Source organism: Streptomyces sp. W16 (genome assembly GCF_033194735.1).
Taxonomy (GTDB): domain Bacteria; phylum Actinomycetota; class Actinomycetes; order Streptomycetales; family Streptomycetaceae; genus Streptomyces.
This window is the reverse complement of sequence record NZ_JAWOAI010000111.1, coordinates 1-22,223: the sequence shown is the minus strand read 5'-3', so window position 1 is coordinate 22,223 and position 22,223 is coordinate 1. Positions and strand designations below refer to the sequence as shown.

Sequence of the window (22,223 nt, the reverse complement as noted above, 5' to 3'; positions counted from 1 at the left end):
GGCTCGCCAAGGGCGCCGTGCTCGCCGCCGCGAAGTTGCGCGGGGCGCAGTGGGGGCCCGGGGGGTGGGGCGGTGGTGTGTACCGGCAGACGGACGGGTGGACGTACGACCCGAGCAGCGGGTGGTCGTACACAGGACCGGGCTGCGCCGGCGGCTCCTGCACCACTGGATAGGCTCTGTTTCCGTGCCTGCGAAGAACGACAGCCCCGAAGAGGACGGCGGTACGCCCGCCAAGTCCGTGAAGTCCGAGCAGACCCGCGCGCTCATCCTGGAGACGGCCATGCGGCTGTTCCAGGAGCACGGCTACGACAAGACGACGATGCGGGCGATCGCCAAGGAGGCGGGCGTCTCGGTCGGCAACGCCTACTACTACTTCGCCGGCAAGGAGCACCTGGTCCAGGGGTTCTACGACCGTCTCGCCGAGGAGCACCGGCTCGCGGTCCGCGAGGTGCTGGACCGGGAGACCGATCTGGAGGCGCGGCTCGCGGGTGTGCTGCGGGTGTGGCTGGACATCGCGACGCCGTACCACGAGTTCGCGGTGCAGTTCTTCAAGAACGCCGCCGACCCGGACAGCCCGCTCAGCCCGTTCTCCCCGGAGAGCGAGCACGCGCGCGTGCAGGCCATCAGCGTCCACAAGGAGGTGCTCGCGGGGGCGAAGACCAAGGTGGCGCCCGAACTGCGGGACGTGCTGCCCGAGTTGATGTGGCTCTCGCAGATGGGGCTCGTGCTGTATTGGGTGTTCGACCGGACCGAGGGGCGCGAGCGGAGTTATCGGCTCGCGGAGCGCGGTGCCCGGCTCACCGCGCGCGGTGTGTCCCTCGCACGCTTCCGGGTGCTGCGGCCCCTCGTCCTGGAGGTGCACGAGCTGTTCACGGACTTCCTGCCGGGCATGACCCACGCGCTGCCCGACCCGGCGAAGAAGAAGCCGAAGCAGGAAGGGAAGCGCGGGGCGCCCGCCGCCGGACCCGCCGACAGCGAACGCCCCTGAGCGCTCGGGTCAGTTGACGGCGTCGACCTCGCCCTCGGCCAGCTCGACGTCGTAGACCAGTGGATCGTCCGTCACAGCCACGTGCCGGGCGATCGAGCCGTACGACGGTGCCGACGTCGCCAGGAGGTAGGTGCCCGGGCCCGGCACCGACACGATGTACGAGCCGTCGGCCAGGGACTCGACCCGGTCCAGCTGGCGTCCGCCCGCCGACAGCAGCGTGACCGCCGCGCCCTCCACGGGCTCACCCTCGGTCGTACGGACGAAGCCGTGGACGGCCGAGGACGGGCCGTCGGGGACGGCCGGGGCGGGCTCCTCCGCCGGTTCCACGGCGAGGTGCGGCAGGCTCTTGTCGAGCCAGGCCGGGAGCCACCAGTTGGAGTTGCCGAGCAGGTGCATCGCGGCCGGCACCAGGGCCGTACGCAGGATGAAGGCGTCGAGGGCGACCGCGGCGGCGAGGCCGACTCCGGCGGTGGCCGCGCCCGTGTTGCCGCTCAGGACGAAGGCCAGGAAGACGCAGACCATGATCAGGGCGGCGGAGTTGATGACGCGGCTGGTCTCCGCGAGGCCGACACGGACCGCGCGGGCGTTGTCCTTGGTGTGGACCCACTCCTCGTGCATACGGCTCACCAGGAACACCTGGTAGTCCATGGAGAGGCCGAAGAGCAGGGACAGCATGATGACCGGCAGGAAGGCGTTGATCGGGCCCTCCTTGCCGAGGCCCAGCAGGCTCAGGCCCCAGCCCCACTGGAAGATCGCCACCAGGACACCGAAGGAGGCCGCCGCCGCGATGAGGTTCATCAGGGCGGCCGTCAACGGGACCACGAGGGAACGGAAGGCGAGCAGGAGGAGCAGGAAGCTCAGGCCGATGATCGTCGCGACGAAGAGCGGGAGACGGTCGCCCGTCACCGACGCGAAGTCCTTGGAGATCGCCGTCACACCGCCGACGTGACCGGTCGCGCCGGCTTCGGGGATCACCTTGTCCCGCAGGGTGTCGATCAGGTCGTCGGTCTCCACGGACTGCGGTGACGTCTTCGGGACGACCTGGATCACCGTCACCCCGCCCGTGGGCGGCAGCGCGGCGACCCGGGCCACGTCCTTCGTCGCCTGGATGTCCTTGACCAGGGTGGCCGTGTCACCGCTCGAAGTGACCACCTGGAGCGGGCCGTTGAAGCCGGGGCCGAAACCGTCGGCAAGGAGGTCGTACGCCTTCCTGGTGGTCGTCGAGGCGTTGTCGTTGCCCTGGTCGGTGGCGCCGAGGCGCAACGACAGCACGGGGAAGGCGAGTACGGCCATGACGACGAGGGCGAAGACGGCGATCCGGCGCGGACGCTTCTGCACGGCGGCCGACCAGCGGACCGCGAGGTTGTCGGTGCGCTCCGGCTCGGGACCGGTCGCGGCCAGCTTGCGGCGCTGCTTGCGGCTGAGCACGCGCGGGCCCAGGAAGCCGAGCAGGGCGGGCAGCAGGGTCGTGGCCGCCAGGACGCTCAGGACGACCGTGAGCGAGGTGCCGACGACCACGCCGTCCAGGAAGCGCAGGTTCGTGACCAGCATGCCGGCGAGCGCGATGCACACCGTGCCGCCCGCGAACAGCACCGCGCGGCCCGAGGTGTTGAGGGCGACGACCGCCGACTCCTCGGGATCGAGGCCTCGTTGGAGGCCGCGGCGGTGCCGGGTGACGATGAACAGGGCGTAGTCGATGCCGACGCCGAGGCCGATCAGGGTGGCCAGCAGCGGCGCCAGGTCGGGGATGTCGGTGGCGTGGCTCAGGAGCTGGGTCGAGAACAGGCCGGTGCCGACGCCGAAGATCGCGATGCCGATCGGGAGCAGGGCGGCGTAGAACGAGCCGAAGGCCAGGAACAGGACGACGGCCGCCGCGAGGATGCCGACGCCCTCCGCTATGCCGCCCGGCGGTTCCTCCACGCGCTGGACGGCCTGGCCGCCCAGTTCGACGTGGAGGCCGTCGCGCTTGGCGTCCTGCGCGGTGTCGACGACCTTCTGGACGAGCTCCTTGGGGACGGCGTTCGCCTGCTCGGCGAAGGTGATCTGCGCGTAGGCGATCGTCCCGTCGGAGCTGATCTGCGCGGCGCCCCGGGCGCCGGAGTAGGGGCCGGTGACCTCGCCGACGCCCTTCATGGCCGCGATCTTGTCGAGGGCGGGCTGGATGCGGGTCTGTACGGACCGGTCCTTCACCGAACCCGAGTCGACCTTCCAGACCACCGTGTCGGTGTCGCCCGAGCTGTTCGGGAAGGCCTTCTGCATCAGGTCGTACGCGCTCTTGGAGTCCGTGTCCGGGAGGGAGAAGACGTTCGCGTAGTCCGTCCCCGCCGTCGTCGCCGAGAAGCCCAGGCCGAACAGTGCCCCCACCCACAGCAACAGGACCACCAGCCGGTGCCGATAGCACCACCGTGCCAATGCCGCCACGCTCAACGCTCCTTATTCGAAACCGAGTTGACTCGGTCGATCGGTCGGTTGGTCCCCCAGGTCCTGGGCTACAGAATTGGCGGTGGCACGCGCGCGTGGACACGTCCTGGCCATGACTCTCAAGGAACTCCAAAGACCGGACGGCGCCGATGTCAGTGCCGACGCCGATACTGGGGGGCATGACGGCTCCAGGAACCGTGCTGGTGGTGGAGGACGAACCGAGCATCGCCGACGTCCTCGCCATCGCGCTGCGCTACCACCGCTTCGAGGTGATGGTCGCGGGCACCGTGCGCGAGGCGCTCGCCCTCGCCGAGCGCACCCGCCCCGACTGCGCGCTGCTCGACGTGATGCTCCCGGACGGCGACGGCCGCGCCCTGGGGCAGGAACTGCGCGCCCGCAGGCCCGACCTGGCGCTCGTCTTCCTCACCGCACGGGACGCGCCGGCCGAGATCGTCGGCGCCCTCGGCTTCGGCGACGACTACATCACCAAGCCCTTCGACATCGACGTGGTCGTCGCCCGCATCACCGCCGTCCTGCGCCGCACCCGCCCGGACGACGTCCTCCCCCAGCGCCCGCCACTGCGCTACGGCGACCTGGAACTGGACGAGACGACGTACTCGGTGCACCGCGAGGGCCGCTCGGTCGAGCTGACCCCCACCGAGTACGCCCTGCTGCGCTTCCTGGTGCGCAACGGCGGCCGGATCGTGCCCAAGGAGCAACTGCTGCGCCATGTCTGGCAGTACGAGCACACCCCGCCGGAGTCGACCGTCGTCGAGACCTACATCAGCTATCTGCGGCGCAAACTGGAGACTCTGGGAGCACCGGTGATCACCACCCGGCGGGGCGTCGGATACGGGCTCGCATGAAGTTCCGCCTGCCGAACTGCGAGCGCGGTGCCCACTCCCTGCGCGCCAAGCTGACCCTGGCGAACCTCGCGCTGCTGGCGCTCGGCATCGTCATGGCCACCGCCGTCAGCCTGATGGGCATGCGGCACTACCTCCTCGCCCAGGTCGACACCGAGCTGACCAAGTCCCGTGACTCACTGGGCGGTTCGCAGCTCACGATTCAGCAGCTCAACATGCTGAGCACCCTGGCCGGCATCGGCGACCACCTGGTCCCGAAGCAGATGGGCGACTCGCCGAACCCAGACACCGTGTTCGCGGCGGTCGGCACACAGGGCAAGGTACTCACCGTCGCCGGCTTCGAGCCGACCGCCAGTCAACGTGCGCTCGCCGCCGCCTTCCACGACCCCGCCACACTGGCCGCGGAGGGCACACCGCGCGACATCTCGCTGCGCGGCGACCCCTACCGCGCCACCGGGACGCGGCTCGCCGACGGCACGTACATCCTGATCGCCGCCTCCACCGGCGGCCTCCACCACGGCATGGCCAAGGCCCTCAAACTGGACCTCGCCTTCGGCAGCCTGCTGCTGGTGCTGCTCGCCGCGCTCACGATGATGAGCGTGCGACGGCGGCTGCGGCCCCTGGAGGACATGGTGGAGACCTCGACGGCGATCGCCGAGGGCGATCTGACCCGGCGCGTGCCCTCCAGCCACCATCCGACACAGGAGGTCGAGCAGCTGCGGGTCGCCCTCAACTCCATGCTCCATCAGGTGGAGTCGGCGTACCGCACGCGCGAGCGCACGGCGGCCCAGCTGCGCCGCTTCGTCGCCGACGCCTCGCACGAACTGCGCACCCCGCTGTCGGCGATACGCGGCTACCTCCAGCTCTACGACAAGGGCATGCTGACCGAGCCCGAGGAGCGCAGGCGGGCCTGGGACCGGATGAACGCGGAGGCCGACCGCATGGGCCACCTCGTCGACGAACTGCTCATGCTGGCCCGCCTGGACCAGCGGCCCGAACTGCGCTTCCGTAACGTCGACCTGAGCCGCCTGGTGCGCGACGCCGCCGAGGACCTGCGGGTGCAGCAGCCGGAGCGGCCCGTCACCGTCGGCGCCGACGGCTCCCTGCTGGTGCGCGCCGACGAGTCGGGCCTGCGCCAGATACTCGGCAACCTGGTGACCAACGTCCGCACCCACACACCCGCCGACGTGCCCGTGCGGCTCGGCCTGGAGCGCGCGGACGGGGTCGTACGGCTGTGTGTCGCGGACGAGGGCCCGGGACTGGAACAGGACGACGCGGCCCGCATCTTCGACCGCTTCTTCCGGGCGGGCGGCGGTGCGGGCAGCGGACTGGGGCTGGCGATCGTGCAGGGCGTCGTCCAGGCGCACGGCGGTGACGTGGCGGTACGGACGGCGCCGGGCGAGGGGCTCGCGGTGACGGTGACACTGCCGACGCGGGCGCCCGTGCCGACGTAGGACATCAGGGGTGTCACGGGGTGTCGGCCTGGACGAGTGCCCACACCGTCTTGCCGTGTGCGCCGCGGCTCCACACGCCCCAGGCCGCCGCGACGCTCTCCACCAGGTGGAGGCCGCGACCGGCCTCCGCCTCGTCCGTCACGACCCGCAGCCGGGGTTCGACCCGGCCCTCGTCCGACACCTCGATGAGGCAGGAACCGTCCGCGAGGGCCGTCACCGCGACCTCGAACTCCCGCTCAAGGAGCGGCCCGTGGCGTACGACGTTGGTGGCCAGCTCGGACACCAGCAGCACCGCGTCCTGGAGCGCCGGATCGTCGCCCGCGTGCCCCCAGTCGGCGAGATGGTCCCGGACCCGGCGCCGGGCGAGCCCCACCGAGGCCGGGTGCCGCGACAGCCGGAAGGAGTTGCGTCTGACCACGTCGGCTCCTCACTCCGCGCACACCTCCGTCACATGGTGCTGCGTGCGACGGCCGCCCGGTGTCACTCGGGCGAAAGCCGGCCGGGCCGAAGGGCTCAGATCCAGTCGAGCGCCCACAGCCGGAACACGCCGGTGCCGTCCGTGAGATAGGAGATTCCGCCGACGTCCTCGCTGCTCACGACGTACTCCTTGCGCTGCCACAGCGGGATCAGCGGCACGTCCTGGGCGACGTCCACCTGCAGATCGCGGAAGTCGTCGTCGACGCGGCTGCGGTCGGCGAACCGCTGGCTGTTGAGGATGAGTTGGTCGACGATCTTGTTGCTGTAGCCGGTGTTCATGGTGGAGCCGGTGCCGACGAGCGCGGAGCCGAAGGTGTCCGGGTCGGGATAGTCCGCGACCCAGCCGACCGCGTACGCGTCCAGCTTGCCGGTGGCCCAGCGCTTCTGGAAGTCGGTCCACTCGTAGCCCTTGACGTCCACCTTGAACAGGCCGCCCGCCTCCAGCTGCTTCTTCAGCTCGGCGGCCTCCTCGGCGCCGGAACCGTGCCCGATGCCGTATCCGTAGGTGAAGCGCACCGGGAGGGAGACATCGGCCTCTTCGAGGAGTGCCTTCGCCTTGCTGACGCTCTCGTCGGGGTAGGCGTCGAAGAAGGACGTCGTGTGGCCGACGATGCCGGCCGGGATCAGCGAGTACAGCGGGTCGACCGTGCCGTCGTACACCGTGGCCGCCAGCTCGTCGCGGTTGATCAGCCAGGCCATGGCCCGCCGGACGAGGACGTCGTGCAGGGGCGTGCCCTTACGGGTGTTGAGGTACAGATTGCGGGTCTCGGAGCTGTCGGCCTCCGACACCCGCTGATCGGGGTCGCTGGCGGAGAGCCCGGAGAGCATCTTCGGCGGCAGCTGCCGGGTGGCGACCTGGACCTGCTTCGCCTTGTACGCCTTCTGCAGCGCGTCCGAGTCGGCGTAGTACCGCAGCTCGATCGGGCTCCCGGTGCTCTTGACCGCGCCCTTGTAGTGGCTGTTGGGCTGCAGGACGGCCTTCTTGTCCTTCGTATACGTCGACAGGGTGTACGGCCCGGTGCCGTCGACCTGGAAACCGTTGCGCGGGGCGTCCTTCGGGTACTTGGTGCTGTCGACGATCGCTCCGGCGCCGGTGGCCACCTTGAACGGGAAGGTGGCGTCCGGCGACGACAGATGGAAGGTGACGGTCATGCCGGAGGCGGTGACCGAGCCGAGCGTGGAGAGCAGGGACGACGGGCCGACGTCCGAGTTGATCTTCTTGACCCGGTCGAAGGAGTACTTCACGTCCGCGGCGGTCATCGTGCGCCCGCTCGGGAAGGTGAGCCCGTCGCGCACCACACAGCGGTACGTCGACAGCCCGCCGCCCACGAAACCGCAGCTCTTGGCCGCGTCCGGGACGGGTTTCGTGCCGCCCGAGTCGAACGTCATCAGTGACTGGAAGACGTTGCTGTACAACGCCCAGGAACCCGCGTCGTACGCGGCGGCCGGGTCGAGCGACGTGACGGCGTCCGTCGTCCCCACCGTGATCGTCTTGTCCTTGTTCCCGTCCGACGGCAGCAACTGCCAGCCGCCGACTCCCACGGCCGCCAGAACCAGCAGTGTCGCGAGAATCCGTATGCGAACCGACCGCATCGGTGTGCCCTCCCCAGAACCCTCCCGGGTTCCTGCGCATATGCCACTCCCCTAGTGGCGCGGATCACCTAACCACAGGAGTTTCATCCGGGGGAAGAGGGTTCTGCCGAGATGAGAAAGAACTTACCGGCGAGTGTTAATTGCCCGTTTCACAGGCGACTCTCAGCCACTTCGCGGACCTGCCCCGACAGGGCAACTAAGCCTGTCTGCACGCCACTTCAACCCGCCGGGTGACCGGCGCAGCACGGCGTGCGGGCTCCAGCGCGGCCTTCGCGAAGAAGCAGTACGGCCGACGACCTGGGCGGGGCTCTGTCGTACCCGTGGGTTACCCTCGCGATTCCTGAACTTTGCACTTACTTGGGGGGAACCATGCGCAGCTTTGCCATGCCCGCACTTGCCGCTGTCGCCGTCTTCGCGCTTGCGGGTTGTGGGGGCAGCGACGACAAGGCGGACAGCAAGTCGTCCACAGCGCCCAGCTCCGCGGCGTCGACACCCGCCGCGCCGGCCGTCCCGTCGCCCGACGAAGCTCAGGCTCAGGCGCTGACGACCGTGCTGGACACGCTGAAGCCCGGACTCGGCAGTGACGACAAGGACTTGAGCAACGCCCGGAACGTGTGCCTTGACCTCAAGCAGGGCAAGGACGACGCGACAGCGGCAAAGAACGCCGCTGCCCGCTACGGCACGGATGAAGTGACGGCCGCCGGGATCGTGGCCGCTGTGAAGACTTCCTTCTGTTCGTAGCCACACAGCAAGAACCCCCATGTTTCCTGGCGGGCAGGAAACATGGGGGTTCTCTGTCACTCAAGGTTTCACCGGCTCCGCAACCCTGCCCCACCGACTAAGCCTGTTTCGACGCCAGTTCGACGACCGTGATGTCCGACGGAGCCCCCACCCTGGTGGGCGGTCCCCACGCGCCCGCGCCCCTGCTGACGTACAACTCGGTGTCCCCGTAACGCTCCAGGCCGGCGACCGTCGGATTGGCCGCCGCCGCGATGAGATTGCCGGGCCAGAGCTGTCCGCCATGGGTGTGCCCGGAGAGCTGAAGATCGACGCCGTGCTTCACGGCCTCGTGGATCTGCACCGGCTGATGCGCGAGCAGCACGCACGCGCGCGTGGTGTCACGATCCCCGAGCGCCTTCCCGAAGTCGGGCCCCTGCCCCTCGCTCTCGCCCTGGATGTCGTTGACCCCGGCGAGGTCGAACCCGGGGAGTTCGGTACGTGCGTTCTCCAGGGTGTGGATCCCGAGCCTGCGGACCTCTTCCAGCCACTGTTCGGCACCGGAGAAGTACTCGTGGTTCCCGGAGACGAAAAACGACCCGTGCCGCGCCCGCAGCCCGGCCAGCGGAGCCGCGGCGGGCCCGAGGTTCTTCACGCTCCCGTCGACCAAGTCGCCCACGACCGCGATCAGATCGGGCTGCGTCGAGTTGATCGTGTCGACGACCTTCTGTGCGAAACCCCGCCCCAGGACCGGCCCCAGGTGGATGTCGCTGACGACCGCGATCCTGAACCCGTGCGCCGACCGCGGCAGTCGGGCCAACGGCACGGTGACCCGCTTGACGCTCGGCCCGCGCAGAACGCCGTAGGTGCCGTATCCGACGGTCCCGACGGCGGCAGCGGCGGCGGCACCTCCGACGACCCGGGAGACGAAGAGACGGCGGGAGGGGGCGCTCCGCGGCTCTTCGGGAGCCGTTTCGAGGGCGGCTTCTGGGGCTGCTTCGGGGGCTGGGGATTCGGCCTCTTCTACGGCCGTCCCGGCCTGCCCGCGCCGTTCGACGAACCGCCGCAGCAGTGGCCGTAGAACCTCGCCCGCGAGGACGGCCAGCAGCAGGTAGATCGCCAGGGCCATCCACAGGAAGCCGGGCCAGCCCAGGACTTGCTGGAGCCAGAAGGGGGCGCCGCCGCGCTCGGCGGCCAGGGCCGCGATCATCAGCACCGGGCCGGCGATCAGCACGGCCGTGCCGGTGACGCGGGCGGGGCCCCACGCGCGCGTGGTGTCGCGCACGAGGCGGCGCCAGACGTACCAGTGCGCACCGCCCAGGACGGCGACCGCGACCAGGACTACGAGAGCGATGACGACGATGGCCACTTCTCTATGACGTCTCGCGCAGTGCGCGCAGTCCACGCAACCCGAGGCCCCCGATGACCGTCCCCAATACGAAGGACACGATTGCCAGGGTCAGATGCACCCAGAAGTACGCCGTCGGCCGCCCGTCGTCGAAGGCCAGTCCGCTGCCGTCCGCGACGAGATTCTTGACGAAAGTGATCCAGATGACCCAGCTCCACACCCCGAAGGCGAGCAGGAACCAGGAGACGGGGCGGCTGAGCTTCATGAGTCCAGTATCGCCGTCGTCCTCCGGGGCCCGTGGCCGGGGTGGGGCCGGTGACGGGACTTCGGGTCCCTGGGCATGTACGTTCTCGTGCGTGCCCGCTCCACAGCAGACCATCAGGCGATCCCTGCTGGTGCTTTCCGCCGCCCTGTCGTCCCTCGCGCTCACCGCGCCCCTCGCCCTCGCGGCTCCGAGTCCGACTCCCACCCCGAGCGCGACTCCGACCGCGAGCGGGAGCGCGACTCCGACGTCGAGCGCGACTCCGGGTTCGTCGGTCAGTCCTACGGCCACTCCCCCGGCGAACATGTCGTCGGTGGGCGGCACCCGGCTCGCGCAGGCGGGGACGCAGGTCAATCAGGCGGCCGGTGTCCCGGTGCTGCCGAAGGACCTGACCGCGCGGTCGTGGATCGTGACCGACGCCGAGTCCGGTGACGTGCTGGCCGCGCACAACGCGCACTGGCGGCTGCCTCCGGCGAGCACCCTGAAGATGCTGTTCGCGGACACCGTGCTGCCGAAGTTCCCGAAGACGACCGAGCACAAGGTGGTCGCGTCCGACCTGGCCGGCATGGGCGCCGGTTCCAGTGTGGTCCCGATAAAGGAGGGCGAGAGCTACACGGTCCGCGACCTGTGGCTCGGGGTCTTCCTGCGCTCCGGCAACGACGCCGTGCATGTCCTGGCGCACATGAACGGCGGCGTCGACCAGACCGTCGCCGACATGAACGCGCACGCCCAGGACCTCCAGGCGCTCGACACGCACGTGGTGACACCGGACGGCTACGACGAGCCGGGGCAGGTCTCGTCGGCGTACGACCTGACGCTGTTCGCGCGTTCCGGGCTGCAGAAGAAGGACTTCCGGGAGTACTGCTCCACGGTGAGCGTGAAGTTCCCGGGCGAGACCACGAAGGAGAAGGGCAAGTCGGTCCGCGGGACCTTCGACATCCGCAACACCAACCGGCTGCTGAGCGGCGACTCCGACGTCTCGGTGTACCCGGGCATCGCCGGGGTCAAGAACGGCAACACCACCAACGCGGGCGCCACCTTCACCGGGGTCGCCGAACGCGGCGGCAAGGTGCTGCTGGTGACGGTCATGAACCCGGAGAAGGACGAGCACAACGAGGTCTACAAGGAGGCCGCGAAGATCCTCGACTGGGGCTTCCAGGCGGCCGGCAAGGTGCAGCCGGTGGGTGAGCTGGTCGCGCCGAAGAACGCGGCGCAGGCGAGCGCCCAGCCGGGTGCGACGGCCAGCGGGGAGGCGGGCGGGGACAAGGCCGCTAAGCCGGCCGCGAGTTCCTCGGCGTCGGCCGCCGAGGAGGACGGTTCGAGCGGGGTGGGGATCGCGCTCGCGATCGTCGGCGGGCTGCTGGTGCTGCTGGCCGGCGGTGTCTTCCTGGTCAACCGGCGCTGGCCGCTGCCGGATCTGGTCCGTCGTCGCCCTCGTCCCTGACCTTGGGGTTCTCGGTGTCGTCGGCCGGGACGTACTCGTCGTCGTCCTCGGGCCTGCTCGGGGTCGCCGTCCAGGCGGCGCAGAACAACACCAGTTTCGAGGTGAAGTTCATCCACAGCAGCAGGGCGACGGGGACGCCGAACGCGCCGTACATGCTCTTCGCGGCCACGCCCTGGATGTAGCCGCTGAGCAGCAGCTTCAGCAGTTCGAAGCCGACCGCGCCGATCAGCGCGGCCACGGTGAGGCGGCGGCGCGGGGGCTCGACGCCGGGCAGCAGGGTCAGGACGTAGAGCAGGAGCAGGAAGTCGGCGAGTACGGCGACTCCGAACGCGGCGATCCGCAGCAGGATGCCGCCCCAGCCGCCCTCCACGAGGCCCAGTTCGCGGCTGATCCAGTCGACCAGAGCGGAGGCGACGGTCGAGATGGCGATCGTCGCGAGGACGGCACCGCCGAAGCCGACCAGCACACCGGTGTCGATGAGTTTGCGCCAGAGGGGGTTCTCGTCGCGGTCGGGCAGCTCCCACACCGCGCGCAGGCACTCCCGCATCGAGCCGACCCAGCCGATACCGGTGAACAGCAGGAAGGCACCGGCGATGAGACCGACGGTGCCCGCGTTGTCCACCAGGGAACCGATGTTGAGCTGGTCGGAGATGCCGGGTACCTGCTCGGCGATCTTGTCCTGGAGTTCGTGCTGCTGGTCGGTGCTGAGGGTGGCGGCGGCGATCGCGGCGGCCACGGTCAGCAGCGGGAACAGCGCGATGAAGCTGATGAACGTCATGGCGGCGGACAGCTGCGACCACTTCACCCGGTCGAGGCGCTCGTACGACCGCCACGCGTGCGTGGCCGTCAGGCGCACCCACAGCGGCCCGATGAAGGGGAGCTTCTTCAGCCAGTCCATGATCCGATTCTGCCCTCGTCCACTGACACCGATGTACGGGTACCCCACAAACACGCGCGCGTGGCGCCGGATTGCGCGGCATCCGATTAATCGCCCATTTCAGGGAGGGCGCCGACGCCGCACGACCAACCGCCCATAAGTGGGCGATACGGTCACGGGCATGCGTCCTCCACAGTCCCTCCTCGTCCTCGGCGGTACGTCCCGGATCGCACTGGCCACCGCCCGCCGGCTGATCGCCCGCCGCACCCGCACGGTGTGGCTCGCGGGCCGCCCCTCGCCCGCCCTGGAGAGTGCCGCTTCGGAACTGCGCGCCCTGGGGGCCGAGGTCCACACCGTCGCCTTCGACGCGCTCGACCCCGACTCCCACGAGACCGTGCTCGGCAAGGTCTTCGCGGAGGGCGACATCGACCTGGTGCTGCTCGCCTTCGGCACCCTCGGCGACCAGGCCCGGGACGAGCGCGATCCCGCCTCCGCGGTGCGGGTCGCGCACACCAACTACACCGGCGCCGTCTCGTCCGGCCTGATCAGCGCCCGGGCCCTGCAGTCCCAGGGCCACGGCTGTCTGGTGGTGCTCTCCTCGGTGGCCGGCGAACGGGCCCGCCGCTCGAACTTCATCTACGGCTCCAGCAAGGCCGGCCTCGACACCTTCGCGCAGGGGCTGGGCGACGCGCTGCACGGCACGGGCGTGCACGTCATGGTCGTACGACCGGGGCTCGTACGGTCGAGGACCATGGCCGACCCGAAGGCGGCCTCGCTCACCACCACCCCCGAAGCCGTCGCCACAGCCATCGAACTCGGCCTGCGCCGCGGCTCGGAGACGGTATGGGTCCCGGGGGCACTGCGCGTGGTGACAGCGGCGCTACGGCACCTGCCACGGGGGCTGTTCAGGCGGCTGGCCGCATAACCGCGCTCAGTGGCTGGGGATCGTGCCGCGGTCGGTACGGGCCGCCTGGGGCGGCACGACGGCGCCGCCGAAGGTGAACTCGCGGAGTTTGCGCCAGACGTCGTCGGCGCCCTGTTCGTAGAGCGCGAAGCCGGTGCAGGACCACTCCGCGCGGTAGTCGGAGAGCGCCTCGAAGGCGCGGTCCATCGACTCGTCGTCGATGCCGTGCGCCACGGTGACGTGCGGGTGGTACGGGAAGTGCAGCTCGCGCGCCATCGGCCCGGAGGCGGCCCGGATCTGCTTCTGCAGCCAGGTGCAGGCGGCGCCGCCCTCGACCACCTGGACGTAGACGACCGGGGACAGCGGCCGGAACGTGCCGGTGCCGGACAGCCGCATCGGGAAGGGGCGCCCGGCGGCGGCGACCGAGACGAGATGGTCCTCGACCTCGGCCAGCTGCGCGGCGTCCACCTCGGTGGGCGGCAACAGTGTGACGTGCGTGGGGATGCCGTGGGCCGCGGCGTCGCCGAAGCCCGCGCGCCGCTCCTGGAGCAGGCTGCCGTGAGGCTCCGGGACCGCGATCGACACGCCGATCGTTACGGTCCCCACGTCGTCTCCTGTCGTCCTGTCGGTGGTGCTGTCATGGTGCGCTCGGCGGTGCCACCGGTGGTCCTGATGCCGAGCGGGGCGGCCACGCGCGCGGCCACCCGGCTATCGACTGTACGGCCACACCCGAGTTGTGGGCAGGCGCAACCGTAGTGATGTGCAGCGCTCTGTCCAGTGGTACGCGGTCGGTACTCGGGTGCGGTCGTGCGCCTCAGTGCTTGGCGGGCAGGAAGCCCACCCGGTCGTACGCCTGGGCGAGGGTCTCGGCCGCGACGGCTCGCGCCTTCTCCGCGCCCTTGGCCAGGATCGCGTCGAGCGTCTCCGGGTCGTCCAGATACTGCTGGGTGCGCTCCCGGAACGGCGTCACGAACTCGACCATGACCTCGGCGAGGTCCGTCTTGAGCGCGCCGTACATCTTGCCCTCGTACTCCTGCTCCAGCTCGGCGACCGACTTGCCGGTGAGGGTCGACTGGATGGTCAGGAGGTTGCTGATGCCCGGCTTGTTCTCGGCGTCGTACCGGATCACGGTGTCCGTGTCGGTGACCGCGCTCTTGACCTTCTTGGCGGTCGCCTTCGGGTCGTCGAGGAGGTTGATGAGGCCCTTCGGGGTGGACGCCGACTTGCTCATCTTGATCGACGGATCCTGAAGGTCGTAGATCTTCGCCGTCTCCTTGAGGATGTACGGCTTCGGGATCGTGAAGGTCTCGCCGAAGCGGCCGTTGAAGCGCTCCGCGAGGTCGCGGGTCAGCTCGACGTGCTGGCGCTGGTCCTCGCCGACCGGGACCTCGTTCGCCTGGTAGAGCAGGATGTCGGCGACCTGGAGGATCGGATACGTGAACAGGCCGACGGACGCGCGGTCCGAGCCCTGCTTGGCGGACTTGTCCTTGAACTGGGTCATGCGGGCGGCCTCGCCGAAGCCGGTCAGGCAGTTCATGACCCAGGCGAGCTGGGCGTGTTCGGGGACATGGCTCTGGACGAAGAGCGTGCAGTGCTCCGGTTCGAGTCCGGCGGCCAGCAGCTGCGCGACGGCGAGGCGGGTGTTGGCGCGCAGGTCCGCCGGGTCCTGCGGGACCGTGATCGCGTGCAGGTCCACGACCATGTAGAACGCGTCGTGGGACTCCTGGAGGGCCACCCACTGGCGGACGGCGCCGAGGTAGTTGCCGAGGTGGAACGAGCCTGCGGTGGGCTGGATTCCGGAGAGCACGCGAGGACTGTCAGAGGCCATGTTCACCATTCTCTCAGGTCCCGGGCCCCGGTCCGGAACCGGTCGGAACCGGGTCGGAAGAGCTGCGGCACGGGTGGGAACCGATCCGCCTCGGGCGGTGTACCAAATATGTGAAGACGCGGGAGGGGGGCCGCATCGTCGATGAGGCCGCGGTGATCGCACGCGTACGCGCCGGAGAGCCGGAGGCGTACGCGGAGCTGGTGCGGGCCCACACGGGTATCGCGCTCAGGGCGGCCGCGGCACTCGGGGCGGGTGCGGACGCGGAGGACGTGGTGCAGCAGGCCTTCGTCAAGGCGTACTGCGCGCTGGGCAGGTTCCGGGAGGGCTCGGCGTTCAAGCCGTGGCTGCTGTCGATCGTCGCCAACGAGACGAGGAACACCGTGCGTACGGCGGCACGTCAGCGCACGCTCGCCGGCCGGGAGGCGGCGTTCGCGGAGGCCGAGCCGCTGATACCGGAATCGGCTGATCCAGCGGTCGCCACGCTGGAGACGGAGCGCCGCGCGGCCCTGCTGTCCGCCCTGGACCAGCTCAGCGAGGAGCACCGCCTGGTCGTGACCTACCGCTATCTCCTGGAGATGGACGAGCCGGAGACGGCCCAGGCCCTGGGCTGGCCGCGCGGCACGGTGAAGTCCCGGCTGAACCGCGCCTTGAAGAAGCTCGGGCGACTGCTGCCGGATTTCCGGCCTCGGGAAGGGGGTGATGAGCGTGAGTGAGGGACGGGAGTCCTACGACGGTGAGGGCGCCGACGCGGCCTCTCGGCTGCCGGAGGAGCTGCGGGCGCTGGGGCGTTCGCTGGACGCGCGGGGCGGTGGAGGGGCCGTCGGGTCCGAGTCGATGGTCGAGCGGGTGCTGGCACAGATACTGGCCGAGCAGATCCCGGTCCCCGTCCAGGAGGCCGGGCCGACCGGGGTGCGGGCTCGGCTGCGCGCCGTCCGGCGCTGGATGCGGCTGCGTCGGCGCGCGCTGGCAGCGGCCGTGTGCGGTCTGCTGACGGTGCTCGTGCTCACGCCTCCGGTGCGGGCGGCGGTCTTCGACTGGTTCGGCTTCGGCGGGGTCGAGGTGCGGTACGATCCGTCGGCGGTGCCCTCGGCCGGTGCCGCGGTGCCTGGCTGCGGTCGGTCGGTGACCCTGGAGGAGGCTCGTCGGCAGGCGGGGTTCGAGCCGGTGGTGCCGGACGCGTTGGGAGTTCCGGACGCGGTGACGGTGACCGGCGAGCCGCAGGGGCGCTTTCTGGTGAGCCTGTGCTGGCGGGAGGGCGGGCACACGGTCAGGGTCGACGAGTATCCGGCCCGGCTGGACATCGGTTTCGTCAAGACGGTCCGCGAGCTGCCGGAGTGGCTGTCGCTGGACGCGACCGTGTCGCCGGACGGCATACGGGACCCGGCGCTGTGGTTCGCGCGACCGCATCTGCTGAGCTTCTGGCTGGTGGACGGGGACGGGGACCGCTATACGCGTAAGGAGCGGACGGCCGGGCCGACGCTGCTGTGGACGCACGCGGCGGGCGGAGTTCCGGGCGGTGATCTGACGTTCCGTCTGGAGGGCGTGGTGTCGAAGCCGCGGGCCGTGGAGATCGCGAAGTCGCTCGACCGGCACGAGCCGGGCGAATAGAGCGGGCGGAGTGGGAACCTCGGCAAGCCGGGCGGTGTACCAGAAGTGACAGGCGGCTCGCGGGCGGGCCGTACGGGGATCGGCTGGTTGGGGGTTCGGATGTCCGGAGGCGGGAGTGCAGGCAGGGCAGGCGGGGGTGCGGGCAGGGTTCGTGAACTGACGGCTCTGGGCGGGGCGTTGGCGATGACGCTGGCCCTGATGGTGTGGGGCGCGTCGGACGCGGCGGCAGGCGGACCGACGAGCGTGCTCGTCACCTCACCGGAGAGCGGGCAGGCCACAGCGCTGTACTACTCGGACGAACAGTACGGAACGCTCCAGCAGTTGCTCGGCCCGGAAGGCAAGGGCGCCCGCGACAAGCCGCCCGAGGCCGATCTGGCCGACGCCCGCCAGATCAACGTCACCTGGCTGATGCACGACATATCGCCCTGGCGGATCGACCGCGTCTTTCCGGTCGAGACCCGGCCGCAGGCGGTCTGGGTCCACACAGCGGCCGACGTGTCGGAGAACGCGAATCTGAACGGCTACTGGCACCGCGCCGAGCAGCCTGCCCAACTGCGCGCCCTCTTCAAGAAGTTGGGCGTCATGGGCAAGGACACCGGCGAGGACGGCTACTCGGGCATCCTCCCGGGACCGTGGCAGTCGGCCGGAACCGATCGGGCCACCACCGCACCCGACACCGGTACGACGACCAGCACGATGCGGGTCGCCGGTCAGGACAAGAGCGACGGCACCGGCTGGTGGTGGGCGATACCGGGCGCGGGTGCCGGAGCGGTACTGGCCCTCGTGCTGCGGACGTTGGCCACGCGGCGGCCACTGGACCGTTGGCGGAAGGGGCGGGAGCCGGGGCCCAGGCAGGAGTTGCGGGACGTATGAGGAGTGGAGGGGCACGGGATGGAACGCGGGAGGTTGCGGGGCGTGTGTCTCGTGGCGGCGCCGGTGTTGATGGCCCTGGCCGGAACGGCTCGGGTCCAGGCTGCCGGCATGGATCAGGTGCCGGTTCAGGTTCCGGGCCGGGACATCCCGGATCTGGCGTTGGTCGTGGCGGGGGCCACAGGCCGGACCGAGGCGTGGCACTCCGGGGAGTCGTCGTTCGCGCGCCTGTGGACGTTGTTTCAGCCGACGTACGCGGGCACGGAGCGGGTGTCGCAGGAGTGGGAAGCGGGTCGGTATCCGACGGTGCGGATCACCGTGGTGTGGGGCCTGACCGGCGTCGGCGGCTGGCCTCGGACGAGTCGGGCTCCGGGCGGTGATGTGGCGGTGCAGCGGGAGGACCAGTTGTTCGTGGCCTCGGACGGCACACCGTGGGTGCGGACGGATCCGGCTCCGGAGGTGGCGGACGACGACATCCGATGGCATCGGGCGCCGCGCTCGGTCTTCGCGCAGTGGAAGCGGGCGGGACTGCCCGGTGAGACCGGTACCGGGGGCAAGGCGGTCGCGGGCCGGCCTGAATCCGCGAACCCGGCCGGACCCGTCTGGTGGGCGGCGGCGGGTGTGGCCGTCGGGGTCGGCGGCACGCTGCTGATACGCCGCGCGGCGGCCCGGCGTGAGGCCGGACCGCCGCGCGAGGAACCACGACAGGAACTCATCGATCTGTGAGAGTCGCCGATCTTTGACAACTCGACAGAGAGCGGGTGTCAGCCGAGGTCGATCTCCGGGTACAGCGGGAAGCCGGCGACCAGATCGGTGGCGCGGCGGGAGATCTCGTCGGAGACCTTCTCGTCCAGGACGTGGGACGCCTTGCTCGCAGCGCCGGACTTCGTCGTGCCCGGCTCCGTGCTGGTGAGGACGCGGTCGATGAGAGCCGCCACCTCGTCCATCTCCGCCGTGCCCAGGCCGCGCGTGGTCAGGGCCGGGGTGCCGATGCGGATGCCCGACGTGTACCAGGCGCCGTTCGGGTCGGCCGGGATGGCATTGCGGTTGGTGACAATGCCGGAGTCCAGGAGGGCCGTCTCGGCCTGGCGGCCGGTGAGGCCGTAGGACGTCTCCACGTCGATCAGGTTGAGGTGGTTGTCCGTGCCTCCCGTGACCAGGGTGGCGCCCCGGCGCATCAGGCCGTCCGCCAGCGCGCGGGAGTTGTCGACGATGCGCTGGGCGTAGTCCTGGAAGGAGGGCTGCCTGGCCTCGGCGAGGGCCACGGCCTTCGCGGCCATGACGTGCGGGAGCGGGCCGCCGAGGACCATCGGGCAGCCGCGGTCGACCTGGTCCTTGAGGGAGTCGTCGCACAGGACCATGCCGCCGCGCGGGCCGCGCAGCGACTTGTGGGTGGTCGTGGTGACGATCTGGGCGTGCGGGACCGGGTCAAAGTCGCCGGTGAGGACCTTGCCCGCGACCAGGCCCGCGAAGTGCGCCATGTCGACCATGAGGGTCGCGCCGACCTCGTCGGCGATCTCGCGCATGATGCGGAAGTTCACCAGGCGCGGGTAGGCGGAGTAGCCGCCGACGATGATCAGCGGCTTGAACTCACGGGCGGAGGCGCGCAGGGCCTCGTAGTCGATGAGGCCGGTGACGGGGTCCGTGCCGTAGGAGCGCTGGTCGAACATCTTGCCGGAGATGTTCGGGCGGAAGCCGTGGGTGAGGTGGCCGCCGGCGTCCAGGGACATGCCGAGCATGCGCTGGTTGCCGAAGGCCCGGCGGAGTTCGGCCCAGTCGGCGTCGGAGAGGTCGTTGACCTGGCGGACGCCCGCCTTCGCGAGGGCCGGAACCTCGACGCGGTCCGCGAGGATCGACCAGAAGGCGACGAGGTTGGCGTCGATGCCGGAGTGCGGCTGGACGTAGGCGTGGCGGGCACCGAAGAGTTCGCGCGCGTGCTCGGCGGCGAGGGACTCGACGGTGTCGACGTTGCGACAGCCTGCGTAGAAGCGGCGGCCGATGGTGCCCTCGGCGTACTTGTCGCTGAACCAGTTGCCCATGGCCAGCAGGGTGGCCGGGGAGGCGTAGTTCTCGGAGGCGATCAGCTTGAGCATCTCGCGCTGGTCTGCGACTTCCTGGCCGATGGCGTCGGCGACGCGCGGCTCGACGGCACGGATCACATCGAGGGCGGCACGGAAGGCGGTGGACTCGTTGGAGAGGGGCGCGGAATTGTCGGGCATGGGGACCTCCGGACGTGGCGTTCGGCGTTCTCGGTACGGCCCAGGCGCACGGCACACATTGCAGCTCGGGCCGCTCCCCGATGGTCGGTCCCATCCCAGCGCGCCAGTCACGGCCCGCCGGTCAGCCTACCGGGCAGGCCGGACGGTGCGGCTCCCGCGTCCACCATGCGGGCGAGGACAGAAAAGGGGCACCTTCACCCCCGGGAGACGCCGTGACCAGTACGGAAGCCCTCGCCGCCGCCGACGGCGCGTGGATGACGGACGTGGAGGGACGGCACTATCTGGACCTGCTCGCCGGGTACTCGGCGCTGAACTTCGGGCACCGCAACCCACGGGTCGACGATCCGGATCGCACCGCCGCTGATGATCAGCGAGGAGGACCTGGACTGGGGGTTGGCCCAACTGCGGGCGGTGTTGGGGGTCTGGACGTCCCGGGAACTCCAGAGATCAGTGAGAGGGCCGGCACGGAGGGCCCGTGGCGATCTCCCCTCCCCTAGAGTCCCTTTGTGCTCTTTGGAATGGTGTGCGCGCTCGGCGCGGCGATCTGCTTCGGTACGGCGACAGTCCTGCAGGCGGTCGCCACGCGGGCGGCGACGACGGGTGGGGGCGGGGACGCGGCGCTGTTGCTGCGGGCGCTGCGGCAGTGGCGGTACATGGCGGGGCTCGGGCTGGACGGGCTGGGTTTCGTGTTCCAGATCGCGGCGCTGCGGTCGCTGCCCATCTACGCGGTCGGGGCGGCCCTGGCGTCGAGCCTCGCGGTGACGGCGGTGGTGGCCGCGCGGCTGCTGAAGGTGCGGCTCAGCGGGATGGAGTGGGCGGCCGTCGGTGTGGTGTGCGCGGGTCTTGCGATGCTGGGGCTGGCGTCCGGGGCGGAGGGGGACCGGGCCGGGTCCATGGCGTTGAAGTGGGCGATGTTGGGGACGGCCGGTGCGGTGCTGCTGCTCGGGCTGGTCGGGGGGCGGTTGCCGGAGCGGGGGCGGGCGTTGACGCTCGGTCTTGGCGCCGGGTTCGGGTTCGGGGTCGTCGAGGTGGCGGTCCGGCTGATCGACTCGCTCGCGCCGTCGACGCTGGTCGGCAATCCGGCGACGTATGCGCTGCTGGTGGGTGGGGGCGCCGCGTTTCTGCTGCTGACGACGGCTCTGCAGCGGGGGTCGGTGACGACGGCCACGGCGGGGCTGGTGATCGGGGAGACGATCGGGCCGGCGGCGGTGGGGGTGGTGTGGCTCGGGGACCGTACGCGGGAGGGGTTGGAGTGGCTGGCGGTGCTGGGATTTTTGGTGGCGGTGGTGGGGGCGTTGGCGTTGGCACGGTTCGGAGAGGCGCCGGCCTCCGGCGGTGGAGCGGTGGATCGTGCGGGTGAGTTGGGGTGACCGTCCCTGGGGACTGCGCCCCCAGACCCTCTCACGGCAGCACCCTGCACAGTGCCTCCACCGCTCCCTCCCACGCGTGGTCCGAGGGCGTGCCGTAGCCCACGACCAGGGCGTCCAGGGGGTCGGCCTGGGCGTGGTCGTGGCGGTAGGAGGAGAGGGGGTGGAGGGCGAGGCCCTGCCAGGCGGCGGCTTGGACCACGGACTGTTCGGTGCCGGGTGGGAGGCTGAGGACGGCGTGGAAGCCGGCGGCGATGCCGGTGACGTGGACGTCGGGGGCGTGGTGGGCGAGGGCGTCGACCAGGGTGTCCCGGCGGCGGCGGTAGCGCAGGCGGGCGGCGCGGACGTGGCGGTCGTGGGCGCCGGAGGTGATGAACTCGGCGAGGGTCAGTTGGTCCAGGACGCCGCAGGTGTCGACGCCGCCCTTTGCCTTCGCCACCTCCTCCGCCAGTGACGGGGGCAGGACCAGCCAGGCCAGGCGGAGGCCTGGCGCGAGGGACTTGCTGGCGGTGCCCAGGTAGACGACGTGGTTGGGGTCGAGGCCCTGGAGGGCGCCGATCGGCTGGCGGTCGTAGCGGAACTCCCCGTCGTAGTCGTCCTCCAGGACCAGGCCGCCGGTGCGCCGGGCCCAGTCGACGACGGCGGAGCGGCGGTCGTGGTGGAGCGGGACGCCCATGGGGAACTGGTGGGCGGGGGTGAGCAGGACCGCGGGTTCGTCCGTCAACTGGCCCGGGTTCGTGCCCAGTTCGTCGAAGGGGAGCGGGCGGGTGCGCAGACCGGCCCCGTCGAGGATCTGCCAGTGGGCGGGCAGGCCGTAGGACTCCACCGCGATCGTGTGGGCGCCGCGGGCCCGTAGCGCCGTGCCGATCAGCCGCAGGCCGTTGGAGATGCCCGCGCTGATCAGGATGTGCTCGGGGTCGGCGCGGACGCCGCGGGCTCGGGCGAGGTAGGCGGCGAGGGCGGTGCGCAGTTCGGCACGGCCG

General features: G+C 70.7%; 21 protein-coding genes, 2 pseudogenes and 1 riboswitch. Of the genes and pseudogenes, 13 read left to right on the top strand and 10 right to left on the bottom strand.

Annotation, left to right across the window (positions count from 1 at the left end):
• Both R6V09_RS17235 and R6V09_RS17230 read left to right on the top strand, forming a co-directional pair.
• Positions 1-173 (top strand): annotated as a pseudogene (locus R6V09_RS17235) (DUF393 domain-containing protein); the annotation flags it as partial.
• Positions 174-184: 11 nt separating this feature from the next.
• Positions 185-988, top strand: coding sequence for a TetR/AcrR family transcriptional regulator (locus tag R6V09_RS17230; protein WP_317882292.1), 804 nt, complete (start codon positions 185-187; stop codon positions 986-988).
• Between the two features lie 9 nt (positions 989-997).
• On the opposite strand, the gene R6V09_RS17225 is transcribed toward R6V09_RS17230, so the two are convergent.
• Positions 998-3,400 (bottom strand): MMPL family transporter, encoded by a 2,403-nt coding sequence (locus R6V09_RS17225; RefSeq protein WP_317882294.1) that lies wholly within the window; start codon positions 3,398-3,400, stop codon positions 998-1,000.
• Positions 3,401-3,588: 188 nt separating this feature from the next.
• Here R6V09_RS17225 and R6V09_RS17220 point away from each other — a divergent pair, with 188 nt between their 5' ends.
• Both R6V09_RS17220 and R6V09_RS17215 read left to right on the top strand, forming a co-directional pair.
• Positions 3,589-4,275 (top strand): response regulator transcription factor, encoded by a 687-nt coding sequence (locus R6V09_RS17220; RefSeq protein WP_317882291.1) that lies wholly within the window; start codon positions 3,589-3,591, stop codon positions 4,273-4,275.
• Complete coding sequence (locus R6V09_RS17215) at positions 4,272-5,726, top strand: sensor histidine kinase (RefSeq protein WP_317882290.1); 1,455 nt, start codon at positions 4,272-4,274, stop codon at positions 5,724-5,726. The genes R6V09_RS17220 and R6V09_RS17215 overlap by 4 nt, the downstream gene beginning before the upstream one ends.
• 13 nt (positions 5,727-5,739) lie before the next feature.
• On the opposite strand, the gene R6V09_RS17210 is transcribed toward R6V09_RS17215, so the two are convergent.
• Both R6V09_RS17210 and R6V09_RS17205 read right to left on the bottom strand, forming a co-directional pair.
• On the bottom strand, positions 5,740-6,144 hold the full coding sequence (locus R6V09_RS17210) for an ATP-binding protein (protein ID WP_317882289.1): 405 nt from the start codon (positions 6,142-6,144) through the stop codon (positions 5,740-5,742).
• A gap of 95 nt (positions 6,145-6,239) precedes the next feature.
• Entirely contained in the window at positions 6,240-7,796 is a 1,557-nt protein-coding gene (locus R6V09_RS17205) for an ABC transporter substrate-binding protein (protein WP_317882288.1), read from the bottom strand.
• 369 nt (positions 7,797-8,165) lie between these two features.
• Here R6V09_RS17205 and R6V09_RS17200 point away from each other — a divergent pair, with 369 nt between their 5' ends.
• Entirely contained in the window at positions 8,166-8,537 is a 372-nt protein-coding gene (locus R6V09_RS17200) for a hypothetical protein (protein ID WP_317882287.1), read from the top strand.
• A gap of 97 nt (positions 8,538-8,634) precedes the next feature.
• Here R6V09_RS17200 and R6V09_RS17195 read toward each other — a convergent pair whose 3' ends face one another.
• Both R6V09_RS17195 and R6V09_RS17190 read right to left on the bottom strand, forming a co-directional pair.
• Positions 8,635-9,882, bottom strand: a complete 1,248-nt coding sequence (locus R6V09_RS17195) for a metallophosphoesterase (RefSeq protein ID WP_317882286.1) — start codon at positions 9,880-9,882, stop codon at positions 8,635-8,637.
• A 4-nt stretch (positions 9,883-9,886) separates the two neighbouring features.
• Positions 9,887-10,126 (bottom strand): SCO4848 family membrane protein, encoded by a 240-nt coding sequence (locus R6V09_RS17190; protein WP_317882285.1) that lies wholly within the window; start codon positions 10,124-10,126, stop codon positions 9,887-9,889.
• A gap of 91 nt (positions 10,127-10,217) precedes the next feature.
• Between R6V09_RS17190 and R6V09_RS17185 the strand changes: the two genes are divergently transcribed.
• On the top strand, positions 10,218-11,567 hold the full coding sequence (locus R6V09_RS17185; protein ID WP_327095678.1) for a D-alanyl-D-alanine carboxypeptidase family protein: 1,350 nt from the start codon (positions 10,218-10,220) through the stop codon (positions 11,565-11,567).
• Here the strand turns inward: R6V09_RS17185 and R6V09_RS17180 are convergent.
• The gene (locus R6V09_RS17180) at positions 11,515-12,465 is read right to left on the bottom strand and encodes a YihY/virulence factor BrkB family protein (protein ID WP_317882283.1); all 951 of its coding nucleotides are present in this window, start codon (positions 12,463-12,465) and stop codon (positions 11,515-11,517) included. The two genes, R6V09_RS17185 and R6V09_RS17180, sit on opposite strands and share 53 nt — an antisense overlap.
• A gap of 160 nt (positions 12,466-12,625) precedes the next feature.
• Between R6V09_RS17180 and R6V09_RS17175 the strand changes: the two genes are divergently transcribed.
• Positions 12,626-13,369 carry a decaprenylphospho-beta-D-erythro-pentofuranosid-2-ulose 2-reductase gene (locus R6V09_RS17175; RefSeq protein ID WP_317882282.1) on the top strand — a complete coding sequence of 248 codons (744 nt, stop codon included), beginning with the start codon at positions 12,626-12,628 and terminating at the stop codon, positions 13,367-13,369.
• A gap of 6 nt (positions 13,370-13,375) precedes the next feature.
• Here R6V09_RS17175 and R6V09_RS17170 read toward each other — a convergent pair whose 3' ends face one another.
• Both R6V09_RS17170 and trpS read right to left on the bottom strand, forming a co-directional pair.
• Positions 13,376-13,954 carry a 2'-5' RNA ligase family protein gene (locus R6V09_RS17170; protein ID WP_317882281.1) on the bottom strand — a complete coding sequence of 193 codons (579 nt, stop codon included), beginning with the start codon at positions 13,952-13,954 and terminating at the stop codon, positions 13,376-13,378.
• Between the two features lie 208 nt (positions 13,955-14,162).
• A complete protein-coding gene (gene trpS, locus R6V09_RS17165; RefSeq protein ID WP_317882280.1) occupies positions 14,163-15,176 on the bottom strand; it encodes a tryptophan--tRNA ligase in 1,014 nt (337 codons plus the stop codon).
• A gap of 110 nt (positions 15,177-15,286) precedes the next feature.
• On the opposite strand from trpS, the gene R6V09_RS17160 reads away from it, so the two are divergent.
• The 4 genes from R6V09_RS17160 to R6V09_RS17145 all read left to right on the top strand — a co-directional run bounded on the left by R6V09_RS17160 (position 15,287) and on the right by R6V09_RS17145 (position 18,380).
• On the top strand, positions 15,287-15,889 hold the full coding sequence (locus R6V09_RS17160) for an RNA polymerase sigma factor (RefSeq protein WP_317882279.1): 603 nt from the start codon (positions 15,287-15,289) through the stop codon (positions 15,887-15,889).
• The gene (locus tag R6V09_RS17155) at positions 15,876-16,784 is read left to right on the top strand and encodes a hypothetical protein (protein ID WP_317882278.1); all 909 of its coding nucleotides are present in this window, start codon (positions 15,876-15,878) and stop codon (positions 16,782-16,784) included. Before R6V09_RS17160 ends, R6V09_RS17155 begins: the two co-directional genes overlap by 14 nt.
• 183 nt (positions 16,785-16,967) lie before the next feature.
• Positions 16,968-17,657, top strand: a complete 690-nt coding sequence (locus R6V09_RS17150; RefSeq protein WP_317882277.1) for a hypothetical protein — start codon at positions 16,968-16,970, stop codon at positions 17,655-17,657.
• Between the two features lie 108 nt (positions 17,658-17,765).
• Positions 17,766-18,380, top strand: coding sequence for a hypothetical protein (locus R6V09_RS17145; protein WP_317882276.1), 615 nt, complete (start codon positions 17,766-17,768; stop codon positions 18,378-18,380).
• Positions 18,381-18,418: 38 nt separating this feature from the next.
• Here the strand turns inward: R6V09_RS17145 and R6V09_RS17140 are convergent, their stop codons facing one another.
• Positions 18,419-19,873 carry a glycine hydroxymethyltransferase gene (locus R6V09_RS17140; protein WP_317882275.1) on the bottom strand — a complete coding sequence of 485 codons (1,455 nt, stop codon included), beginning with the start codon at positions 19,871-19,873 and terminating at the stop codon, positions 18,419-18,421.
• A 31-nt stretch (positions 19,874-19,904) separates the two neighbouring features.
• A riboswitch (ZMP/ZTP riboswitch) is annotated at positions 19,905-19,994 on the bottom strand.
• Positions 19,995-20,085: 91 nt separating this feature from the next.
• Between R6V09_RS17140 and R6V09_RS17135 the strand changes: the two are divergent.
• Positions 20,086-20,217, top strand: a pseudogene (locus R6V09_RS17135) (aminotransferase class III-fold pyridoxal phosphate-dependent enzyme); the annotation flags it as partial.
• A gap of 174 nt (positions 20,218-20,391) precedes the next feature.
• Positions 20,392-21,243 (top strand): hypothetical protein, encoded by an 852-nt coding sequence (locus R6V09_RS17130; RefSeq protein ID WP_317882293.1) that lies wholly within the window; start codon positions 20,392-20,394, stop codon positions 21,241-21,243.
• Positions 21,244-21,274: 31 nt separating this feature from the next.
• Here the strand turns inward: R6V09_RS17130 and R6V09_RS17125 are convergent.
• Positions 21,275-22,223 (bottom strand): aminotransferase-like domain-containing protein (locus tag R6V09_RS17125; RefSeq protein ID WP_317882274.1); only part of this gene is annotated, 949 nt, incomplete at its 5' end.

Excerpts from the sequence above, each read along its gene's own strand:
- R6V09_RS17220 (WP_317882291.1), top strand. The coding sequence starts at position 3,589 with ATGACGGCTCCAGGAACCGTGCTGGTGGTGGAGGACGAACCGAGCATC.
- R6V09_RS17145 (WP_317882276.1), top strand. The coding sequence starts at position 17,766 with ATGGATCAGGTGCCGGTTCAGGTTCCGGGCCGGGACATCCCGGATCTG.
- R6V09_RS17155 (WP_317882278.1), top strand. The coding sequence starts at position 15,876 with ATGAGCGTGAGTGAGGGACGGGAGTCCTACGACGGTGAGGGCGCCGAC.
- R6V09_RS17150 (WP_317882277.1), top strand. The coding sequence starts at position 16,968 with ATGACGCTGGCCCTGATGGTGTGGGGCGCGTCGGACGCGGCGGCAGGC.
- R6V09_RS17215 (WP_317882290.1), top strand. The coding sequence starts at position 4,272 with ATGAAGTTCCGCCTGCCGAACTGCGAGCGCGGTGCCCACTCCCTGCGC.
- R6V09_RS17180 (WP_317882283.1), bottom strand. The coding sequence starts at position 12,465 with ATGGACTGGCTGAAGAAGCTCCCCTTCATCGGGCCGCTGTGGGTGCGC.
- R6V09_RS17175 (WP_317882282.1), top strand. The coding sequence starts at position 12,626 with ATGCGTCCTCCACAGTCCCTCCTCGTCCTCGGCGGTACGTCCCGGATC.
- R6V09_RS17190 (WP_317882285.1), bottom strand. The coding sequence starts at position 10,126 with ATGAAGCTCAGCCGCCCCGTCTCCTGGTTCCTGCTCGCCTTCGGGGTG.
- R6V09_RS17140 (WP_317882275.1), bottom strand. The coding sequence starts at position 19,873 with ATGCCCGACAATTCCGCGCCCCTCTCCAACGAGTCCACCGCCTTCCGT.
- R6V09_RS17205 (WP_317882288.1), bottom strand. The coding sequence starts at position 7,796 with ATGCGGTCGGTTCGCATACGGATTCTCGCGACACTGCTGGTTCTGGCG.
- R6V09_RS17200 (WP_317882287.1), top strand. The coding sequence starts at position 8,166 with ATGCGCAGCTTTGCCATGCCCGCACTTGCCGCTGTCGCCGTCTTCGCG.
- R6V09_RS17130 (WP_317882293.1), top strand. The coding sequence starts at position 20,392 with ATGGTGTGCGCGCTCGGCGCGGCGATCTGCTTCGGTACGGCGACAGTC.
- trpS (WP_317882280.1), bottom strand. The coding sequence starts at position 15,176 with ATGGCCTCTGACAGTCCTCGCGTGCTCTCCGGAATCCAGCCCACCGCA.